This is a genomic window from Qipengyuania sp. R86523 (assembly GCF_044596365.1).
Lineage (GTDB): Bacteria > Pseudomonadota > Alphaproteobacteria > Sphingomonadales > Sphingomonadaceae > Qipengyuania > Qipengyuania citrea.
In genome coordinates this window covers 1,539,525-1,558,554 of sequence record NZ_CP138997.1, presented here as the reverse complement: position 1 = coordinate 1,558,554, position 19,030 = coordinate 1,539,525, and the positions used below count along the sequence as shown (strand labels likewise).

Here is a 19,030-nt window from a genome sequence, read left to right as displayed (position 1 = left end):
TGTCTGCGTTGCAAGTGTTGAAAGTCGCGGGTATCGAGAAAGGCGGGGGGTAAAGGGTTGCTTTTCGCGTCTTTCACAGCGGCCGAATGGTTTTTGCTGGTGCAGCACGAATTGCTGCTGTTCGCGGCGGCCTTCTTCGCGCTGGGGATGATCGACGAATTTGCCCTCGATTGCACGTACCTCTGGTGTCGCATCACGGGCCGTATCCGGACCCCGCGAATTGATGAGTGGGAGCTGGATCAGCTCGAAGGCCTGGCAGGGCCGGCAGCCGTCTTCATTCCGACCTGGCAGGAGGCCGAGGTCATCGGCTCGACGCTGACGCATATGCTGGATGCATGGGCCTATGCGCAGCTCACCGTCTATATCGGGTGCTATCGCAATGACGCCGCCACCATCGCCTCGGTTATCGCGGCGACGCGCGGCGACCCGCGGGTCCGGCTCGTCGTGCACGGGAAGGATGGACCGACGTCAAAGGCGGATTGCCTCAACCGTCTCTACGATGCGCTGGAGGAGGATGAACAGCGAACGGGGGTCACCGCTCGGCTGATCGTGTTGCACGATGCGGAAGACATGGTCGACCCGGCCGCGCTGCCACTGCTCGACCGGGCCCTGTGGCAGGCGGATTTCGTGCAGCTACCGGTTCTTGCGCTGCCCCAGCCGGACTCCCGCTGGATCGGCTCGCATTACTCCGACGAATTCGCGGAGGCGCATGGCAAGGCATTGGTCGTGCGCGATGCGCTGGGCGCAGCCATTCCGGGCGCGGGCGTTGGTTGCGCGATTGCGCGCGGTTCACTCGCCCAACTGGCTCGCGCCAGCCAGGGCAAACCCTTTGCCGAAGAATTGCTGACCGAGGATTACGAACTCGGGCTCAAGATCGCCCAGGCAGGCGGGAAGGGACGGTTCCTGCGCGTCCGTACTGCCGAAGGACGGTTGGTTGCGACGCGCGCGTTCTTCCCCGCGCTGCTCGATCAGGCGGTGCGCCAGAAAACGCGTTGGATGCACGGTATCGCGCTCCAGGGATGGGACCGGCTCGGTTGGGGCCGGCAGCCAGTCGATCTGTGGATGCAACTGCGCGACCGCCGCGGGCCGCTCGCCGCCATCCTGCTGGTGATCGCTTACGTGCTGGTGTGCATGATCGCCGTGCGACTGGTGCTCGAACAGATCGGTATCGCACAGGCACCGCCCGCTTCGCCTCTCTTGCAGGCGTTGCTGTGGCTCAACCTGACCGGTCTGATGCTGCGGTTCATGGTGCGGTTCTGCTGCACGGCGCGTGAATATGGCTGGCGGCAGGGGGTGCTCGCCATCCCGCGGACCTTCGTCTCGAACATCATTGCAATCATCGCCGGCCGCCGGGCTTTTGCCGCCTATATCGACACGCTGCGCGGTGCGCCCATCGTGTGGGACAAGACCGAACACCGCGATCATCCTGCTCTCGTTCAGCGGGACGGGCAGGTCGCATGAGCGATGTGATCGCCCGGCGGCAGGGGCAGCCTGTGCTGTTTCTGGGATTGCTGCTGGCCGGCTGGTGCCTCGCGCGGCTCCTGTTGTGGGAAAGCCCGTGGCCGCAAACGCTTCGGCTGTCCGAGACGTTGCGGTTCGCCGGGGCAAATCTGCCGGTTGCCGAACCGCGGCCCGCCACACGCAGCATTCCGCTGTCAGCGCGTGCCCCCGAAGCTGGCGCGCGGCTTCCTGATGTACCAGGATACCTTGCGGACCGAACAGCCGTGCGCGCAAGTTACCGGGACATCGCCGCGCAGTTCGCTGACCCAACCGCACGGCAACGCGCTTTCGATACGCATCGCCGCGCTGCAGGCCACGCGCTGCTCTTCAGTGCCGGCATGGCGGCCTTGCCGCTGCCGCGCAGCGTGGCGACCGCGCTCGACAACGCCGGATCGGCGCCGCGCGAGCCCTTCTCGCCGCAGATCGCCGGCTCCGCCTGGCGGATCGACAGCTGGGTGGTGTTGCGGCAAGGCGATACGGGGGCTCTGGTAGGTGGCGTGCGTCCGGCAAGCTATGGCGCCAGCCAGATGGGCGCACTCCTGTCGTACCGACTCGCTCCGGGCACGGCGCATGATCCAGGCGCCTATGCACGCGCCACCAGGGCGCTCGTGGAGGATGGGGAGACCGAAGCCGCCGTTGGGCTTCGCCTGCGCCCGTTCGCGCGCGTTCCGCTTGCCGTCCATGCCGAGGTTCGGGCCACGCACAGGCCGGGGCAGGCTGCCGAGTTCAGACCGGCCGCATTCGTTGCCGGCGGGTTCGAGCGGCGCGGGTTGCCTGCAGGATTGAATGTACGCGGATATGGGCAGGCCGGTTTCGTCGGCGGCAGTTTCGCGACACCGTTCGCCGATGGCGCGCTGGTAGTGGAACGCGACGTCGCTGCATTCGACCTCGGCGATGTCGCGCTTGGCGCAACCGCGCGGGGCGGGGCGCAGAAGGGGGCCGCACGCTTGGATGTGGGGCCTAAGGTCAGCTTTCGCCTGACGGTAGGGCAGGCGCCGGCGCGGATCGAAGCCGATTACCTGTGGCGCGTCGCGGGCAATGCTGCTCCGGGCAACGGCGGCCTGATCACGCTTTCAACCGGCTTCTGACATCGTTCAGCTTTTATCCGTCACGCCGCTGCGATAGGGCGCAGGCATGGACGTCTACCTCCCTATCGCGAACCTGTCCGTCAACGGGCTATGGATCGTCGCGCTGGGGGGGCTGACAGGTGTGCTGTCGGGCCTGTTCGGAGTCGGGGGAGGCTTTCTCACGACTCCGCTGCTGATCTTCTACGGAATTCCTCCGACCGTCGCTGCGGCCTCGGCTTCGACCCAGGTCACCGGGGCCAGCGTTACCGGCGTGCTGGCGCATGGCGGGCGCGGCGGCGTGGATTACCGGATGGGTATGGTGATGGTCGCCGGCGGCGTTATCGGTTCGGGCTTCGGCGCGCTATTGTTCCGCTTTTTCCGGTCGATCGGGCAGATCGACGTGGTCATCAGCGCGCTTTACGTGATCCTGCTGGGAACGATCGGTCTGCTGATGGCCCGGGAATCGGTCCAGACGCTGCGCGGCAAGGGCAATGCCCAGGCAGCGCGGCGGCGCCACCATCCCTTGGTCGCGAGCCTGCCGATGCGCTGGCGCTTCTATCGCTCGGGCCTCTATATCTCCCCGCTGGCACCGCTAGTCGTCGGCATCGCGGTGGGAATCCTGACGATGCTGATGGGGGTCGGTGGCGGGTTCATCCTTGTGCCGGCGATGCTGTACATCCTCGGGATGAGCGCGAATGTCGTGGTGGGCACTTCGCTCTACAACATTCTGTTCGTCACCATGGCGACCACGATGATGCATTCGCTCACCACCAAGGCAGTCGATATCGTGCTGGTCTTCCTGCTGCTGGTCGGTTCGGTCACCGGGGCGCAGTTCGGTTCGCAGCTTGCGGTCAAGGCGAAGCCCGAAATACTGCGCCTGATCCTCGCCGCCATCGTGCTGATGGTGGCCTTTCGCATGTTCCTCGGCCTGTTCTACCAGCCCGATGAAATCTACACGATCTACCCGCTATGAGAGCGCTTCTGCTCCTTGCTTTCGCCTTCGCGCTGATGGGCCAGCGCGATCCCATATTGGTGCCCGAGGTCAGCCAGCACGAAGTGCAGGTACGGCAGGGCTTTACCGGCACCGAGCTGCTGCTGTTCGGGGCGGTGCTCGATCCGCAGGGTCGCGCGGCGGGCAGCGACTACGATATCGTCGTCGTGCTCAAGGGACCGTCCGAACCCGTACGGCTGCGCGAGAAGGAACGCTTCGCCGGAGTGTGGGTCAACGCTGCCAGCAGCGATTTCCGCTCGGTCCCGTCCTATTTCGCGGTCGCATCTTCCAAGCCGATCGCCGATATCGTCGACGAGAAAACCGCGGCGATCTACGAATTCGGCACCGCCTATATCCAGCTATCGCCCAGCGGTGTCATCGAACCCGAGGAACAGGCGCGCTTCAAGGCCGGACTGGTCGATCTCAAGACGCGGCAAGACCTCTACAAGCAGGATTTCCAAGGCGTCCAGATCAGCGAACAGGTGCTTTACCAGTCGCGTATCTCGCTGCCTTCCAATGTGTCGACGGGGACCTATACCGCCGAGACCTTCGCCGTGCGCGATGGCCGCGTGATCGCTTCGGCGCAGGCCGAGGTCGAAGTGCGCAAGGTCGGTTTCGAACGGCTGGTGGCCCGCTATTCGCAGGAATGGTCGCTGGTCTACGGCCTATTGGCGGTGATGCTGTCGGTCGGGATGGGCTGGGCGGCCGGGCGCCTGTTCGCGCTTATCTGACGCGCAAGCGCGCTTTTGCGTTGACCACATCTTAAGCACTTTCGGTCAGGCATGCTGCGTGCGCGATGGGCGCATTCAACGCAGGATACCGCCGGATCGATGACCGATATGGGCAAGCCGATTTACCGTACGTTCGACCCGTCGAAGGAAACCGGGGCCGAGCCGCCGGAAAAGCACAGGCGGTCGCTGCGCGACCGGATCATGCGTGGCGGCGATGCGGCTGCGCCTGCCCCCGCCCCATCGCCGTCGGGCTATGTACACCAGCCGCCGGAAAGGACCGAAAGCCAGCCGCCCGAAACGCAGGCGGATGACCGGCACCAGCCAGTGCAGCCGGCACCGCCTTCAGCGACCGCAGACGAACCGGCCGCCCCGGCGCAGGAACAGGCGCGGCGCGACGGTACGGCAGCCGACGAGGCAGCCGCCCCGAGCCGAGCGGCTTCGCAGGCGCCCGCACCGACCACCAGCGAGAACGCCGACCAGCCGATCGGCGTGGTGCTGGAAATCTCGGGCGCGGGTTCGCAGGTGGCGATCGATCTTGCGCGGCTCAATGAATGCGCGGCCGATGCCGATCCCTCTATCGCCATGGCCGGGCAGGTCGGATCGCAGATCAAGATCCGTGTCGGCAACAGCTGGCTGCTTGCCAGCGTGCGGAACCAGAAGCAGGACCGCAAGGCCGGTTCGATCCTCGCCAATATCGATTTCCTCGGCGAAGGCGCGGAAGAGAAGCTGACCGGCAAGCTGCACGCTTTCCGCCGCGGCGTGACCCGCTATCCGGTACCCGGCGCGATGGTCTATCCTGCGACCACGGCCGACCTGCGGCAGGTCTATGCCAGCGACGGACGCAGCGCGATCACCATCGGCAAGGTCTATCCGACCAAGGACATTCGCGCCGGCATCTATGTCGATGCGATGCTGGGCAAGCATTTCGCACTGCTCGGCTCGACCGGTACGGGTAAATCGACCAGCGCGGCGCTGATCCTCCACCGGATCTGCGAAGCTGCGCCCGATGGCCATATCGTGATGGTCGACCCGCATGGCGAATATGCCTCGGCCTTCCGCAACACTGGCATGATCCTCGATGTGTCGAACCTGCAGATGCCGTACTGGATCATGAACTTCGAAGAGCATTGCGAAGTGCTGCTGACCAGCAATGGCAACGAGCGGCAGGTCGATGCGGATATTCTGGCCAAGTGCCTGCTCAAGTCGCGCCAGAAAAGCCGGCTGGCGGAGAACATGAGCAAGATCACCGTCGATTCGCCGATCCCTTACCTGCTCTCCGATCTCTCGAACGAGCTACAGGATGCGATGGGCAAGCTCGACAAGGCGACCAACTCCGCGCCCTACATGCGGATCAAGAACAAGCTCGACGAGATCAAGAGCGATCCGCGCTACCAGTTCATGTTCTCGGGCATGCTGGTGGCCGACACGATGAACGACTTCATCGCCAAGATCTTCCGGATGCCCTCGAACGGCAAGCCGATCTCGATCATCGACGTTTCCGGCGTGCCGTCGGACATCACCGCGACCGTGGTCGCAGTGCTCAGCCGGCTGGTGTTCGACTTCGCCATCTGGAGCCGCGACGAACGCACCTCGCCGATCCTGCTGGTGTGCGAGGAGGCGCACCGGTACGTCCCCAACGAACAGAATGCCGACGGCAATTCGGTGGGCACCATCCTGTCGCGGATCGCCAAGGAAGGCCGCAAGTACGGTATCAGCCTTGGCCTTATCACGCAGCGTCCGTCCGACCTTGCCGAAGGCGTGCTGTCGCAATGCGGCACGATCCTGTCGATGCGGCTCAACAACGACCGCGACCAGGACTTCGTCCGCGCGGCGATGCCCGAAGGCGCGCGCGGCTTTCTCGATGCCATCCCCGCGCTGCGCAACCGGGAATGCATCATCTGCGGCGAAGGCGTGGCAATCCCGATCCGCATGAGCTTCGACAATCTCGAGGAATCCAAGCGGCCCGCATCGGAGGACCCCAGCTTCATCGAACTGTGGAACCAGACCGGCGGCGAGGAAGAGATCGTCGAGCGCACCGTCCAGCGCTGGCGCTCGCAGGGCTAGGTCCCGCGCGTATCGCCGAACAAATGGATATGCAGCCGGTCGCTCATCCTGAAGCCGTGTTCGACGCATAGCGGCGCGAGCCACTGCTCGCGTTCGCGCAGCGTTGCGCTGTCGGTGCCCTCGGGCATCAGGAAGACGTGGTCGGGCTTGAAGCGGTAGCGATCGCGCAGCGCCAGCACCTCGTCGAGGTCCGCCGGCGCAGCGATCACGAACTTGAACCAGGCGCGCGGGTCGGTGGCATAGGCGTCGAGCCGCTCGGGGATGAGCGCCAGTTCCGCAGGATTGCCGCTATGCGCCAGCTTGGGGCTGACGTTGAACTGGTCGATGCGGATGTCGAGCGCGGGGCTTGCCTTGGTCGTTCCATTGGTCTCGATCTCCACCGTGACATCGGGCAAATGGCCCAGCAGCCGCGCCAGCGCGGGCGCCTGCAGCAGCGGTTCGCCGCCGGTGATGACCAGGCGCTTCTGGCCCAGCGCGGTGATACGCGCGGCAACTTCTTCCTCGTCCAGCGTGAGCTGGTTGGCCGTGCGGTCGAATTCGACCCCGTCGCGGTGCGGCCGCTCGTCGCCCGCGAAGTGCCAGGTATAGGCGGTGTCGCACCACACGCAGGCGAGATTGCAGCGCGACAGCCGCAGGAAGGTGCAGGGCATGCCTGCACTCGGCCCTTCGCCCTGCACGCTGGCGAAGATCTCCGGCTCACCCGGAGCCTGCGTGGCGAGGACTAGCGGCATCGGGCAGGCTCACTCGGTTCGTCGTGCGCGGCGCACACATGGACCGCATGGACCACGGTCCATGCACAAAAATCGAACCGATCAGTCAAGCGGGTTTTGATCGACGCACTCGATTGAATTTGCGCTTCGCAAGCGGGGGTAGGGTCGTAGGCCATTGCCGCGTTCATGACACAATCGGGCCGCGTAGGAAATCGCCGCCCTCGTTCACCCTATCCGCCACCCCGGCCTCCGAGCCGGGGTCGGGCTGTTCCTCGTTGCGGGCACAAGGCCGAGCGAAGAAGCCTGACCCCGGATCAAGTCCGGGGTGACGAGAGAGTTAGGCGTGTTTTGTCAGCCGAGCCGCGCCAGGGCGGCTTCGAGCCGCGCGACTTCGGCCACGTGGTGCGCATGGTCGGCGCGTGCCTTTTCGACCGCTTCGGGCTTGGCGCGTTCGACGAAGTTCGCGTTCGACAGCCGGCCTTCGAGCGACTTGGCTTCCTTGGCGGATGCCTCCAGCGCCTTCGACAGGCGGGTCTTCTCCGCCTCGATGTCGATCACGCCTTCGAGCGGAATGACAAGCGCATCCTCGCCCGCTGCGATCTGCATCGCTGCACCAGCCGGCGCTTCGGCGAAATGGATCGCGGTCAGGCGCGCCAGCCTTTCGATGGCACCGGCATTGGCCTCGACCACCGATTTCGCCAGCGCGCTGGGCGCGGGGCAGAAGGCTTCCAGCTTGGCGCCCGGCGCAATGCCAAGCTCGTTCTTGGCGGTGCGGATCGCGCTGGTCAGCGCAATCAGCCAGTCGATTTCTGCCTTGGCCTCGGCATCCACCTCGGCCTGCGGATCGACCCACTTTGCAGTGATCAGCGGATAATCGGCGCGGTCGCCCTGCTTGGACCACAGTTCTTCGGTGATGAAGGGCATGAAGGGGTGCAGCATCACGAGGATCTGGTCGAGCGCCCAGCCAGCGACCGCCCTGGTTTCCTCGTCGAAATTGCCTTTGACCAGTTCGATATACCAGTCGCAGAACCGGTCCCACACGAAGTGATAGATCGTGTTTGCCGCCGCATCGAAACGCAGATCGGCCAGCGCCGCATCGAGCGCCTGCCTGGTCTGGACGACCTCGCCGATGATCCAGCGGTTGACCGCATGGGTGGCCTTGGGTGCGGCAATGCTGGTGCTCGCGCCGATGCCGTTCGACTGGCAGAAGCGCGTCGCGTTCCACAGCTTGGTGGCGAAGTTGCGGTATCCCTCGATCCGCTTGTCATCCATCTTGATGTCGCGGCCCTGGCTTTCCATCGCCGCCATGAAGAAGCGCAGCGCATCGGCGCCGTACTGGTCGATCAGCCCCAGCGGGTCGACGACATTGCCCTTCGACTTGGACATCTTCTGCCCATCCGCCGCGCGGACGAGACCGTGCAGATACAGCTTGGGCCACGGGTTCTGCCCGGTGGTGTACTGCCCCATCATCATCATGCGGGCATCCCAGAAGAACAGGATGTCGAAGCCGCTGACCAAAAGGTCGTTGGGATAGTGCTTGGCGACAAGGTCGGTCTGCTCGGGCCAGCCGAGCGTGGCGAAGGGCCACAGCGCAGAGGAGAACCACGTGTCGAGCACGTCTTCGTCGCGGGTCAATGCGGCGCCTTCGCCTGCCTGCGCCTGCGCTTCCTCCTCGGTCAGTGCGACATAGGCCTTGCCTTCAGCATCGTACCACGCCGGGATCCGGTGCCCCCACCACAGCTGGCGGCTGACGCACCATGGCTGAATGTTTTCCATCCAGTTGAAGAAGGTCTTCTCCCAGCTCTTCGGAACGATCTCGACCTCGCCGTTCTTCACTGCCTCGATCGGCTTCACCGCCAGCTTCTCGGCATCGACATACCACTGGTCGGTCAGCCAGGGTTCGATCACCACGCCGCCGCGGTCGCCGAAAGGCGTCGCGATGGTGCGCGGTTCAGCGTCGAGTTCCTGTTCCTCACCCTTCTTGGTCTTGGCGATATGCGGGATGAGGTGGCCGCTGTCCTTGAGTCGCTGCACGACCAGTTCGCGCGCGCCGTCGACCCCGTCACGCTTGAACCGGTGCAGGCCGAGGAATTCCTCGGGCACCAGATCGTCGGCGGTCTGGCAGACATTGGCTTCCCCATCGAGCATGTTGAGCATCTCGGCGGGCTTGAACCCGGCGCGCTTGCCGACTTCGAAATCGTTGAAATCGTGCCCGGGGGTGATCTTCACCGCGCCGCTGCCCAGTTCGGGATCGGCATGTTCGTCGGCGACGATCGGCACCCGGCGGCCGGTGATCGGCAGCACGACATGCTTGCCGACCACGCTGGCATAGCGCTCGTCCTCGGGATGCACCGCCACCGCCATGTCGGCCAGCATGGTTTCGGGGCGCGTGGTCGCAACCTCGATATAGTCGCGACCATCGGCCAGCGTGACGCCGTCTTCGAGCGGGTAGCGGAAGTGCCAGAACGAACCCTTCACATCCTGCGTCTCGACCTCGAGATCGCTGATCGCGGTCTTGAGCTTGGGGTCCCAGTTGACCAGCCGCTTGTCGCGGTAGATCAGCCCGTCGTTATAAAGATCGACGAAGGTCTTGGTCACCGCCGCGCTGAAATGCGGGTCCATGGTGAACTGTTCGCGGCTCCAGTCCATCGAGCAGCCGAGGCGGCGCAGCTGGCGCGTGATCGTGCCGCCGCTTTCCTCTTTCCACTCCCACACCTTGGCCACGAAATCCTCGCGGCTGTAATTGGTGCGCTTGTCCTGCTTCGCCTCCAACTGGCGTTCGACGACCATCTGCGTGGCAATGCCCGCATGGTCTGTGCCCACCACCCACAACGCATCCTTGCCGCGCAGCCGCTCGTAACGGATCATGATGTCCTGCAGCGTATTGTCGAGCGCATGGCCGATATGCAGGCTGCCGGTGACGTTGGGCGGCGGATTGACGATCGTGTAAGGCTGCGCATCGGGGCGTTCGGGGCGGAAGAGGCCTTCCTGTTCCCAATGCGCGTACCAGCGCGCCTCGATTGCGGCCGGGTCGAAGGTCGTGGGTAGCTCGGTGCTCATGGTTTCCTGTTCGTAGACGCTCTCGTCCCGCGCCTGCCCGTACGCCCCCGGGAAGTCGCAGCCAAATGGTGAGCACCGCCTTTGCCAGCGCGCTTGTTGCGATGCAACGTTGCAGGTGACACCCGGCGATCGCCGCTTGGCAAGCGGCGGATTTGCTCGCATACCGCGCGGCAATGGGTGGTTTCGCCGAATACGATCTGAGCGAAGATGGCGATGGGGGCAATGTGCTTGCCCTGTCGGGGCCCTATCTCGTGTCCACCGTCGGCGCGATCGATCAGGATCTGCGTGCACTGGACGGTCCGATCGCCCGGATCGATCTGGCCGATGTGACCGAGATCGACACCGTCGGTGCCTGGATCGCCTGCAGCCTGGCGCGCGAACACGAGGCCGAGATTTCGGGCGCGAGCGAGCGCGCCGAACGCCTGATGGACGCGCTGAAAGGGACCGGGTCGGAAGAGCAGATCGCCGCTCCGCGCCTGCCCGTATGGGAACGCGTGCCCACGGTGATGGGCGAGAAGATATACGCCGCGCGCCGCGGGATCTACGGTGTGGTCGGCTTCCTCGGCGCGCTGTTGCTGTCGATGGGCAGCCTGATCCGCCACCCCCGGCGGTTCCGCTGGCTGGCGCTGGTCCGCCAGCTCGAGCTGGTGGGCGTCTCGGCGCTGCCGATCATCGGCTTGATGAGCTTCCTTATCGGCGTGGTCATCGCGCAGCAGGGCGCAGTCCAGCTGGCGCAGTTCGGGGCGGAGACGCTGACCGTCAATCTGGTCGGGCGGATCACCTTGCGCGAACTGGGCGTATTGATGACCGCGATCATGGTAGCCGGCCGGTCGGGCAGTGCCTTCGCCGCGCAGATCGGCACGATGCGGCTGACCGAGGAAGTCGATGCGATGCAGACCATCGGCATATCGCCGATGGAAGCGCTGGTCATTCCCCGCGTCATGGCCGCCGTGCTGATGATGCCGCTGCTGGGCTTCTATGCCGCGGGTGTCGCCATCGTCGGCGGCGCGGTCGTCGGGCAGTTCATGCTGGGCATTCCGTTCTGGACCTTTCTCACCCGGATCCAGGACGTGGTCCCGATCTACGATTTGTGGGTCGGACTGCTGAAGGCGCCGGTCTTCGGGCTGATCGTGGCGCTGGCCGGCTGCTATCACGGCATGCAGGTCAAGGGTAATTCGGAAGAAGTCGGCCGGCGCACCACCATGGCCGTGGTCACGGGGATCTTCGCAGTGATCGTTATCGACGCCTTCTTCGCGGTCTTCTTCACCAAGATCGGGTGGGGCTGATGGCGCAGGACGAAGCTGGGCGCGAACTGGGCCGCCACGAACGCTATCGCGGCGATTACCCGATCGTCGTCGAAGGGCTGACCAATGCCTTTGGCGACCAGGTCGTCCACCAGGATCTCGATCTCAAGGTCCGGCGCGGCGAAATCCTCGGCGTGGTCGGCGGTTCGGGTACCGGCAAGAGCGTGCTGATGCGCTCGATCATCGGGCTGCAGCATCCCACCGCGGGCGACATCAGCGTGTTCGGCCGCTCGACCATCGACAGCGATCCCGAGGTCGATATCGGCGTGCGCAACCGCTGGGGCGTGCTGTTCCAGGGCGGGGCGCTGTTCTCGACCCTGACCGTGGGCGAGAATGTCGAGGTCCCGCTCAAGCAGTTCTACCCCGAGATCGAGCCCGAACTGCGCCACGAGATCGCCCGCTACAAGGTCGTGCTGTCGGGGCTGCCCGAAGAAGCGGTGGGCAAATACCCTTCCGAACTGTCGGGCGGCATGAAGAAGCGGGCCGGGCTGGCGCGCGCGCTGGCGCTCGATCCCGAGCTGCTGTTCCTCGACGAACCCACCGCCGGGCTCGATCCGATCGGCGCGGCCGCGTTCGACCAGCTGACGCTGGAACTGAAGGAAACGCTCGGGCTGACCGTGTTCCTCATCACCCACGATCTCGATACGCTGCACGAGATCTGCGACCGCGTTGCTGTGATCGCGGACAAGAAGGTCATCGCGGTCGACACGGTGCCGAACCTGCTCGATCTCGATCACGAGTGGATCCAGCAATATTTCAACGGTCCGCGCGGGCGCGCGGCGCTGACCGCGCAGGCGCTCGACGAATTGCGCCGGCACATGGACGAACCGGTCGCTGCGCATGCGGTCAAAGCGTTGGACAAACCGCCTGCGGGCAAGGCATAGGGCGAACCAATGGAAACGCGGGCAAATCACGTTTGGGTAGGGGCGGTTACGCTGCTGATCCTTGGCGCGCTCGCGCTGTTCATCGTGTGGCTCGCGCGGCTCGGCGGCGGGGACCAGAACGAATACGATATCTTCTTCAAGCAGTCGGTCGCCGGCCTCGCCAATGGCAGCTCGGTCGATTTCGCCGGCGTGCCGGTGGGGCAGGTCAACCAGATCGAATTGTGGGACAAGGACCCCGAATTCGTCCGCGTGCGGATCAAGGTCAAGGAAAGCGTGCCCATCCTCGTCGGCACCACCGCGACGATCCAGGGCAGTTTCACCGGCGTGTCGACGATCACGCTCGACGGCGCGCGCAGCGGTGCGCCGCCGATATCGTGCGAGACCACGGCCTGCACCGAAGGCGTGCCGATCATTCCGCCCACCACTGGCGGCGGGTTCGGCGCGGTGCTGGCCAGCGCCCCGCTCCTGCTCGAGCGGCTGGCCACGCTGACCGAGCGGCTGACCGTCCTGCTGAGCGATCGCAACCAGGAAGAAATCTCGCAGATCCTCGCCAACACCAATGCCGCCAGCGCGGGCTTCGCCGCTGCCGCGCCCCAGCTCGAACGCACGATGGCCGAACTGCAGGTGACGCTGCGCGAAGCCAGCGAGGCGCTCGACCAGTTCGAACAGGTCACCGCCTCGACCGATCGCATCATCAACCAGGAAGGCGAGGCGATTGCCCGCGACCTGCGCTCGACGCTGAAATCGGCCAGCGGCGCTGCGCGCGCGCTCGAAGACACGCTCAACGAGGCGCGGCCTGCGACCAAGCAGCTGACCGAAAGCACGCTGCCCGCCGCGGAAGCCACGCTGCGCGACCTGCGCGCAACCAGCAAGGCGCTGCGCGACGTGACCGAAATGATCGATGAAAAGGGTGCCGGCGCGCTGCTTTCCAGCCAGCCGCTGCCCGATTACAAGCCGTAAGGGGCACCAGCATGACACGCATGACCAAACTTGCTGCGCTGGCTCCCGCCCTGCTGCTGGGCGGCTGCCTGAGCTTTGGCGGCGAGGCACCCGACAGCCTGCTGACTCTGACCCCCGCTGCCACCGCCCCCGCCGGCGAAAGCGCCGCGAGCGACCGGGGCACGGCCTTGGCGATCGTCCCGTTCGAGGCGACCAAGGCGCTCGATGTCACGCGGGTCCCGGTGCAGGTCACCGACACCGAACTGGCCTATCTGCAGGATGCGTTCTGGGTCGACCGGCCCGCCCGCCTGTTCGGCCAGCTGGTGGCCGAGACGATCCGCTCGCAAAACGGCCGCGTGGTGGTCGATGGCGACGATCCCGGCCTGAACGCGGCCGACCGCCTCCACGGTTCGCTGCGCGCGTTCGGCTACGATGCGCGGACGCGCGAGGTGGTAGTGGTGTTCGACGCGGTGCGCAATGGTGCGGGCGCGAGCGCAATCAGCCGCCGCTTCGAGGCGCGCGTGCCTGTTACCGCGCCCGAAACCGCCTTCGTCGGCCCGGCGCTCAACCAAGCGGCCAACCAGGTCGCCGGTGAAATCGCCGACTGGCTGAACTGAGCGGGGCGTAGCGGCTCCTGCCATGTCGCCAGTCGAATAACGGACGACCGCCGTCGGAGACGACTTGGCCGGCCATGATTTCGCCTTGCAGATATGAGATCATGTTCACTCGGGGAGGGTGATTATGAACTCCAAGCTTGCCGGGATCATCCTGCTGACGCTGGGCGTAGCGAGCGCGAACGCTGTGGCAGGGGAAGGCGAAGGGCATATCGAACGCCCCTATCTGGGCCAGGAACCGCCCGGATCGGCGCCCGAACCCTTCGCGCCGGGCATCATCACCACCAAGGGCTGGGAATACGGCGGCGTTTTCTCGCCCGACATGCGCGAATTCTACGTCCTCAAGCGCGACGAAAACGAGACCACTTGGCAGCACGTCTACCGCTACCGGGAAGGCGAGTGGCACGATGAGGTGTTGTGGGAACGACAGGGCACCCCGTTCATCGCCCCCGATGGGCAGACCATGCATATCGGGCGCGCGTACAAGGTCCGCGATGCCGATGGCTGGTCACAAGCGAAGCGGCTCGGTGAGGCTTTCGAACCGTTCAGGATCATGCGCCTTACCGCATCGGCGCGGAACACTTACTATTTCGACGAGGTCGGATCGGCCGGCGATGGCCGCATCCGCTATTCACGCATTGTCGATGGCGAACGCCAGGCGCCCGAGCTTGCCGACGCGGCGATCAATACCGGCACATGGCTGGCCCATCCCTTCATCGCGCCGGACGAATCCTACCTTCTGTTCGATGGGCGCAGGGGGGGCGGCTATGGCGATTCCGACATATACGTCAGCTTCCGGCAGGCCGACGGGAGCTGGGGGAAGCCATCAATCTGGGCGAAACCGTGAACACCGCACGCTGGGAAGCGTCGGCCACGGTGACCCCCGATGGCAAATATCTGTTCTTCCATCGCACCGTCGGCGAAGGGGACAACGACATCTTCTGGATGGATGCCGCCATCATCGAGCGCCTGCGGCGCAGGCAGGCGGGCCGGAACTAGAGCAGCCGTACGAAGGCCATCGCCTTGAGGAATGCCTCCAGCCGCTTCGCGCGGCGCGCGGCGGCTTCCTCGTCCGCGCCCCATTGTTCGATCTGCCAGTCTTCCTCGAGATTGGCCGCTGCCCACAGCGCTTCGCCATCTGCATCGTGGTCGAGCGCGGCCAGGCCGACGCACAAGGATGCGGATAGCGCAGTCAGCTGTTCGAGCGCAGCGAGGGTGAAATCATCCAGGCTTTCCACCCGGGCTTTCAGCCGGTCCATCGTGGCCGGGGCGTGCGGTTTCGCCACCACCCCGCTGACGCGTTCCAGCACGATGCCTTCGCGGGCCTCGAGCGTTTCGACCAGCGGGTCCCACATGTCGCGCTGGCGATGCCACAGCGGCTCGTCCGGATCGGCGCGATAGCAAAGCGTGTCGGTTTCGGCATAGCGCAGCAACTTGGCGATCGCCGCGGTGCGGCCTTCGGGCAGCGTGTCGAGCGCGTAATCGGCCATGTCGCGATAGGCAAAGCGTGCCGGATCGATCGTCTCGCCCTGTCCATCCCATTCGCTTGCGAGCGCTTCTGCCAGCGCAAGCAAATCGACGACCTGCTGCCGCCCGCCCTGCGTTTTCAGCGGCCGCCCGTCGAGGAACACCTGATGGCCGGAAGCTGCGCGTTCGACATGGACGCGCGTATAGAACCGCTTCACTGGCCGCTTCTCCAGCGCTTGGCGAGCACGATCGGGAGGATGAATATCTCGGCCACGCCCAATGCGACGAGGATATAGCCGGCAATCTCGGGCAGGGGCAGGATGCCGCCCAGCACCAGCGCGCCCAGCACCGCCGTCACGACCCCCGACAATCGCACTGCCTGGATCGTCAGGAACCGCGCCTTGGCCGGGTCATGGTCAGTTTGTCCCACGGATCAGGTCTCCCAATTGCTGTGCGGTTTCGGCCACCGCGCTGGCCCCGGCGTCGAGCAGTTCGCGCGGTTCGTGATAGCCCCAGGCCACGCCGATCGCGCGGACGCCGGCTGCCTGCGCCATTTCCATGTCGAAACTGGTATCGCCGATCATCACGGCGTCGGCAGGCGCCACGCCGGCATCGCCCAGCGCGGCTTCGAGCATGGCGGGATGCGGCTTGGAGGGATGGCGGTCGGCGGTCTGCAGCGAAACGAAGCGATGCTTGATGCCATGCGTGTCGAGGCACGCGTGGAGCCCGCGGTCGCTCTTGCCGGTGGCGACGCCCAGCAGGCGGCCTTCGGCATCGAGTTCGTCGATCAGCGCGGCGATGCCTGCATACAGCGGTTCGCGCAGCGCGCCCGAGAGGCGGAGCTCGCGGTAACCCGCCTTATAGGCCTCGACCACGGCATGGCGTTCGTCGTCGGTGGCATCGGGGGCAAGCTCGCGCAGCGCAAAGGGCAGGCTCAACCCGACGATCCGGCGGACCTTGTTGCGTTCGGGCGCGGCCAGGCCGGTGTTGCGGAAGGCCAGTTCCATCGTCTCGCAGATCGCCGCCTGCCCATCGACCAGCGTGCCGTCGCAATCGAAGACGACCAGCCGGCTCACTTGCGCGGGCCCTTCGGCTTGCCTTTCGCCAGCGCGCCCCGCGCCCGGCGCGGCGAGCGCTGCGACTTGCGGAAGTTCTTCGCATGCTGGCGGGCCTGCTGCTTCTTCTCCTCGCGCGTCTTGGGCGGCGGATCGTCGCGCATCGGGGTGGCATCGGACAGGTTCACGTCGAACCCGAGCTGCTCCATCGAGGCGGCGAAGTGTTCGGGAAGATCGGCGGTCACGTCGAGCTTGCCGCCGTCGGGGCTGTCGATGATCAGGCGCCGCGCATGGAGGTGCATCTTGCGGCTGATCGAGCCGGTCAGGAACGCTTCCTTGCCGCCATATTTGCCGTCGCCCACGATCGGGTGGTCCATCGCCGCGCAGTGCACGCGGAGCTGGTGCGTGCGGCCGGTCAGCGGCTGCAGTTCGAGCCAGGCGGCTTTCTTGCCCACCGCGTCGACGACCCGGTACTTGGTCTTGGCCGGCTGGCCGCCCTCGTGGTCGACATGCATTTTCTCGCCGCCCGATCCGGGCTGCTTGGCAAGCGGCGCCTCGATCACGCCTTCCTTCACATCGGGCACGCCGATTACCAGCGCCCAGTAGATCTTCTTAGCCGAACGGCCCGAGAAGCGCCTGGAGAAATAGGCCGCGCTGCCCGGCGTGCGCGCCACCAGCAACACGCCGCTGGTGTCCTTGTCGAGCCGGTGAACCAGCCGCGGGCGCGGATCGTCCTCGCCTTCGACATAGGCGTCGAGCAGGCCGTCGACATGGTTGAACGTGTTCGTCCCGCCCTGCGTCGCAAGGCCCGGCGGCTTGTTCAGCACCAGCGCGCCCTTGGTCCGCTCGATCAGCATGGCCTGCGCCTGCTCGATCTCGGCGGGCTTGAGCTCGCGCTTCGCCTTGGGCTGCTTGTGCGGCGCATCGCCCCCCGGGGGCACGCGAATCTGCTGCCCCTCGGCCAGCCGGTCGTCAGGCTTGACCCGCTTGCCGTCGACCCGGACCTGGCCGGTGCGCGCCCATTTGCTGACCGTGCCGAAGCCGACCTGCGGCAGGTGCCGCTTGAACCACCGGTCCACCCGGATGCCGTCGTCATCCGCCTCGACGGTGAAATTGCGTACTTCGTCGGAGGTATTCATCCTGCCATCCTCATCACGCCGAGACCGACCATCAGCCCGGTGATGCCCAATGCAATCGACAGCACTGCATAGAGCAGGGCGAAAAGATATTGTCCGCGTTCGATCAGCAGCACCATTTCAAGGCTGAACGCGCTGAATGTGGTGAAGCCGCCCAGCAGCCCTACACCCAGCAGCAACCGCAATTGCTCGCCTTCCCCGCTGCCGTGGCGTGCCAGCCAGCCGGCCAGCAATCCCATCGCGAGACTGCCCGCGGCGTTGGCCGCCAGCGTGGCGAAGGGAAAGGCGGTCACGACCGGCGCGCCGAGCCAGCCGGTCATTGCGCGGCCGAGCTGCCAGCGCAGCACCGCGCCGAACCCGCCGCCGATAAAGACGTGCAGCGCGGCAACGAAAGGAGAGAAGGTGGACATCGCCGCTGCCCTTAGCCGCCAATTGCCCCTGCGTCATCCCGATGCTGCAGCATGCGACAAAGACTTGCCTTCGGCTGCGAGAATCCGTATGTGCGCACCCGTTCGAGCCGGTCCGGAACGGATTCGGCGCGCTTTTCGTTGAACAAGCGAAACCCCAATTCAGGAGGCATACCCCGCTTTTGCGCGGGCTCTGGCCCGCAAAGTCGAGGTATTGAAGTTTATGCAGATCATGGTTCGCGATAACAATGTCGACCAGGCCCTCCGCGCGCTCAAGAAGAAGCTGCAGCGTGAAGGCGTGTATCGCGAAATGAAGCTGCGCCGCCACTACGAGAAGCCCAGCGAAAAGCGCGCCCGCGAAAAGGCGGCTGCGGTCCGCCGCGCGCGCAAGCTCGAGCGCAAGCGGCTGGAGCGCGACGGCGCCAAGTAAGTCGCTATTGCGACTGCTACCAAGCTAAGCCATGAGGGCGCGGAGCAATCCGCGCCCTTTGCGTATCCGCCGTTGCGAATCCGGAAGAGACTTTCATGACCGAGATCACCCGCGTTCCCCTCCAGCCCATCAAGAAGGGCTCGCTGACCAAATTGTGGCTCGGCGTGCTGCTTGCCGTCCTCGTCGCCGCGGGTCTTGCCTGGGCCGCCATGCCGCGCGGGCTCGATGTCGAAACGGTAACCGCGGGCTCGGGCAATTCGCCGCAGCTCGGCGATGTCGTGTTCGTCAATTATGTCGGCACGCTGGCGGACGGGACCGAATTCGACCGGTCGCAGCCGCTGCCGGTGCCGCCGGGCCTGTTCCCCGAAGGCAATCCGCTGCTGCTCGAGGAAGGCGCGATCATCGACGGCTTCATCGAGGGGCTGCAGCAGATGCAGAAGGGCGGCAGCTACGTGCTGACGATCCCCGCCGATCAGGCCTATGGCGCCGAACCGCCGCCGGGCTCGCCGATCCCCGCCAATGCCGATCTGGTGTTCGAAGTGGAAGTGGTCGACTTCATGAGCCGCGACGACTTCCAGGCGCGCGCCGCTGCCCTCCAGCAGATGATGGGACAGCAGGGCGCCGACGGCCAGGCGGGACCCCCGCCGGCGCAATAGTCCGTCCGCCGGGGG

At 65.5% G+C, this 19,030-nt stretch carries 20 protein-coding genes; 13 read left to right on the top strand and 7 right to left on the bottom strand.

Features of this window, described 5'->3' with window-relative positions:
• The first annotated feature begins 57 nt into the window (after window positions 1-57).
• Genes SJY12_RS07715 through SJY12_RS07695 form a run of 5 tightly spaced genes read left to right on the top strand, consistent with a single transcriptional unit; the run spans window position 58 to window position 6,353 of the window.
• A complete protein-coding gene (locus SJY12_RS07715) occupies window positions 58-1,461 on the top strand; it encodes a glycosyl transferase family protein (RefSeq protein WP_397504972.1) in 1,404 nt (467 codons plus the stop codon).
• On the top strand, window positions 1,458-2,588 hold the full coding sequence (locus tag SJY12_RS07710) for a hypothetical protein (RefSeq protein ID WP_397504971.1): 1,131 nt from the start codon (window positions 1,458-1,460) through the stop codon (window positions 2,586-2,588). The genes SJY12_RS07715 and SJY12_RS07710 overlap by 4 nt, the downstream gene beginning before the upstream one ends.
• Before the next feature lie 46 nt (window positions 2,589-2,634).
• Window positions 2,635-3,540: a sulfite exporter TauE/SafE family protein gene (locus SJY12_RS07705; RefSeq protein ID WP_050600821.1), complete on the top strand. Its 906-nt coding sequence runs from the start codon at window positions 2,635-2,637 to the stop codon at window positions 3,538-3,540.
• Window positions 3,537-4,289 carry a TIGR02186 family protein gene (locus SJY12_RS07700; protein WP_050600820.1) on the top strand — a complete coding sequence of 251 codons (753 nt, stop codon included), beginning with the start codon at window positions 3,537-3,539 and terminating at the stop codon, window positions 4,287-4,289. The genes SJY12_RS07705 and SJY12_RS07700 overlap by 4 nt, the downstream gene beginning before the upstream one ends.
• Window positions 4,290-4,340: 51 nt before the next feature.
• A complete protein-coding gene (locus SJY12_RS07695; RefSeq protein WP_397504970.1) occupies window positions 4,341-6,353 on the top strand; it encodes a helicase HerA domain-containing protein in 2,013 nt (670 codons plus the stop codon).
• Here SJY12_RS07695 and SJY12_RS07690 read toward each other — a convergent pair.
• Both SJY12_RS07690 and SJY12_RS07685 read right to left on the bottom strand, forming a co-directional pair.
• Complete coding sequence (locus SJY12_RS07690; protein ID WP_050600819.1) at window positions 6,350-7,084, bottom strand: 7-carboxy-7-deazaguanine synthase QueE; 735 nt, start codon at window positions 7,082-7,084, stop codon at window positions 6,350-6,352. The two genes, SJY12_RS07695 and SJY12_RS07690, sit on opposite strands and share 4 nt — an antisense overlap.
• Before the next feature lie 330 nt (window positions 7,085-7,414).
• A complete protein-coding gene (locus SJY12_RS07685) occupies window positions 7,415-10,123 on the bottom strand; it encodes a valine--tRNA ligase (RefSeq protein ID WP_397504969.1) in 2,709 nt (902 codons plus the stop codon).
• Window positions 10,124-10,296: 173 nt separating this feature from the next.
• On the opposite strand from SJY12_RS07685, the gene SJY12_RS07680 reads away from it, so the two are divergent.
• From SJY12_RS07680 to SJY12_RS07655, 6 genes are all read left to right on the top strand, one after another.
• Complete coding sequence (locus SJY12_RS07680; RefSeq protein ID WP_397504968.1) at window positions 10,297-11,409, top strand: ABC transporter permease; 1,113 nt, start codon at window positions 10,297-10,299, stop codon at window positions 11,407-11,409.
• Window positions 11,409-12,311 (top strand): ABC transporter ATP-binding protein, encoded by a 903-nt coding sequence (locus SJY12_RS07675; RefSeq protein ID WP_050601000.1) that lies wholly within the window; start codon window positions 11,409-11,411, stop codon window positions 12,309-12,311. Before SJY12_RS07680 ends, SJY12_RS07675 begins: the two co-directional genes overlap by 1 nt.
• Before the next feature lie 9 nt (window positions 12,312-12,320).
• Complete coding sequence (locus tag SJY12_RS07670; protein ID WP_397504967.1) at window positions 12,321-13,271, top strand: MlaD family protein; 951 nt, start codon at window positions 12,321-12,323, stop codon at window positions 13,269-13,271.
• An 11-nt stretch (window positions 13,272-13,282) separates the two neighbouring features.
• Complete coding sequence (locus SJY12_RS07665) at window positions 13,283-13,867, top strand: ABC-type transport auxiliary lipoprotein family protein (protein WP_397504966.1); 585 nt, start codon at window positions 13,283-13,285, stop codon at window positions 13,865-13,867.
• A gap of 124 nt (window positions 13,868-13,991) precedes the next feature.
• A complete protein-coding gene (locus SJY12_RS07660) occupies window positions 13,992-14,711 on the top strand; it encodes a hypothetical protein (protein ID WP_397504965.1) in 720 nt (239 codons plus the stop codon).
• Window positions 14,708-14,863, top strand: a complete 156-nt coding sequence (locus tag SJY12_RS07655; RefSeq protein ID WP_341858511.1) for a hypothetical protein — start codon at window positions 14,708-14,710, stop codon at window positions 14,861-14,863. The genes SJY12_RS07660 and SJY12_RS07655 overlap by 4 nt, the downstream gene beginning before the upstream one ends.
• Here SJY12_RS07655 and SJY12_RS07650 read toward each other — a convergent pair.
• Genes SJY12_RS07650 through crcB form a run of 5 tightly spaced genes read right to left on the bottom strand, consistent with a single transcriptional unit; the run spans window position 14,860 to window position 17,932 of the window.
• On the bottom strand, window positions 14,860-15,549 hold the full coding sequence (locus tag SJY12_RS07650) for an ATP12 family protein (protein WP_397504964.1): 690 nt from the start codon (window positions 15,547-15,549) through the stop codon (window positions 14,860-14,862). The two genes, SJY12_RS07655 and SJY12_RS07650, sit on opposite strands and share 4 nt — an antisense overlap.
• On the bottom strand, window positions 15,546-15,761 hold the full coding sequence (locus SJY12_RS07645; RefSeq protein WP_050600812.1) for a hypothetical protein: 216 nt from the start codon (window positions 15,759-15,761) through the stop codon (window positions 15,546-15,548). The genes SJY12_RS07650 and SJY12_RS07645 overlap by 4 nt, the downstream gene beginning before the upstream one ends.
• The gene (locus tag SJY12_RS07640; protein WP_050600811.1) at window positions 15,748-16,407 is read right to left on the bottom strand and encodes an HAD-IA family hydrolase; all 660 of its coding nucleotides are present in this window, start codon (window positions 16,405-16,407) and stop codon (window positions 15,748-15,750) included. Before SJY12_RS07640 ends, SJY12_RS07645 begins: the two co-directional genes overlap by 14 nt.
• A complete protein-coding gene (locus tag SJY12_RS07635) occupies window positions 16,404-17,525 on the bottom strand; it encodes an RluA family pseudouridine synthase (protein WP_063535038.1) in 1,122 nt (373 codons plus the stop codon). The genes SJY12_RS07640 and SJY12_RS07635 overlap by 4 nt, the downstream gene beginning before the upstream one ends.
• On the bottom strand, window positions 17,522-17,932 hold the full coding sequence (crcB, locus tag SJY12_RS07630) for a fluoride efflux transporter CrcB (RefSeq protein WP_063511588.1): 411 nt from the start codon (window positions 17,930-17,932) through the stop codon (window positions 17,522-17,524). The genes SJY12_RS07635 and crcB overlap by 4 nt, the downstream gene beginning before the upstream one ends.
• Window positions 17,933-18,152: 220 nt before the next feature.
• On the opposite strand from crcB, the gene rpsU reads away from it, so the two are divergent.
• Window positions 18,153-18,359: a 30S ribosomal protein S21 gene (gene rpsU, locus SJY12_RS07625; RefSeq protein WP_050600999.1), complete on the top strand. Its 207-nt coding sequence runs from the start codon at window positions 18,153-18,155 to the stop codon at window positions 18,357-18,359.
• Between the two features lie 95 nt (window positions 18,360-18,454).
• Complete coding sequence (locus tag SJY12_RS07620) at window positions 18,455-19,015, top strand: FKBP-type peptidyl-prolyl cis-trans isomerase (RefSeq protein ID WP_397504963.1); 561 nt, start codon at window positions 18,455-18,457, stop codon at window positions 19,013-19,015.
• Window positions 19,016-19,030 lie beyond the last annotated feature (15 nt).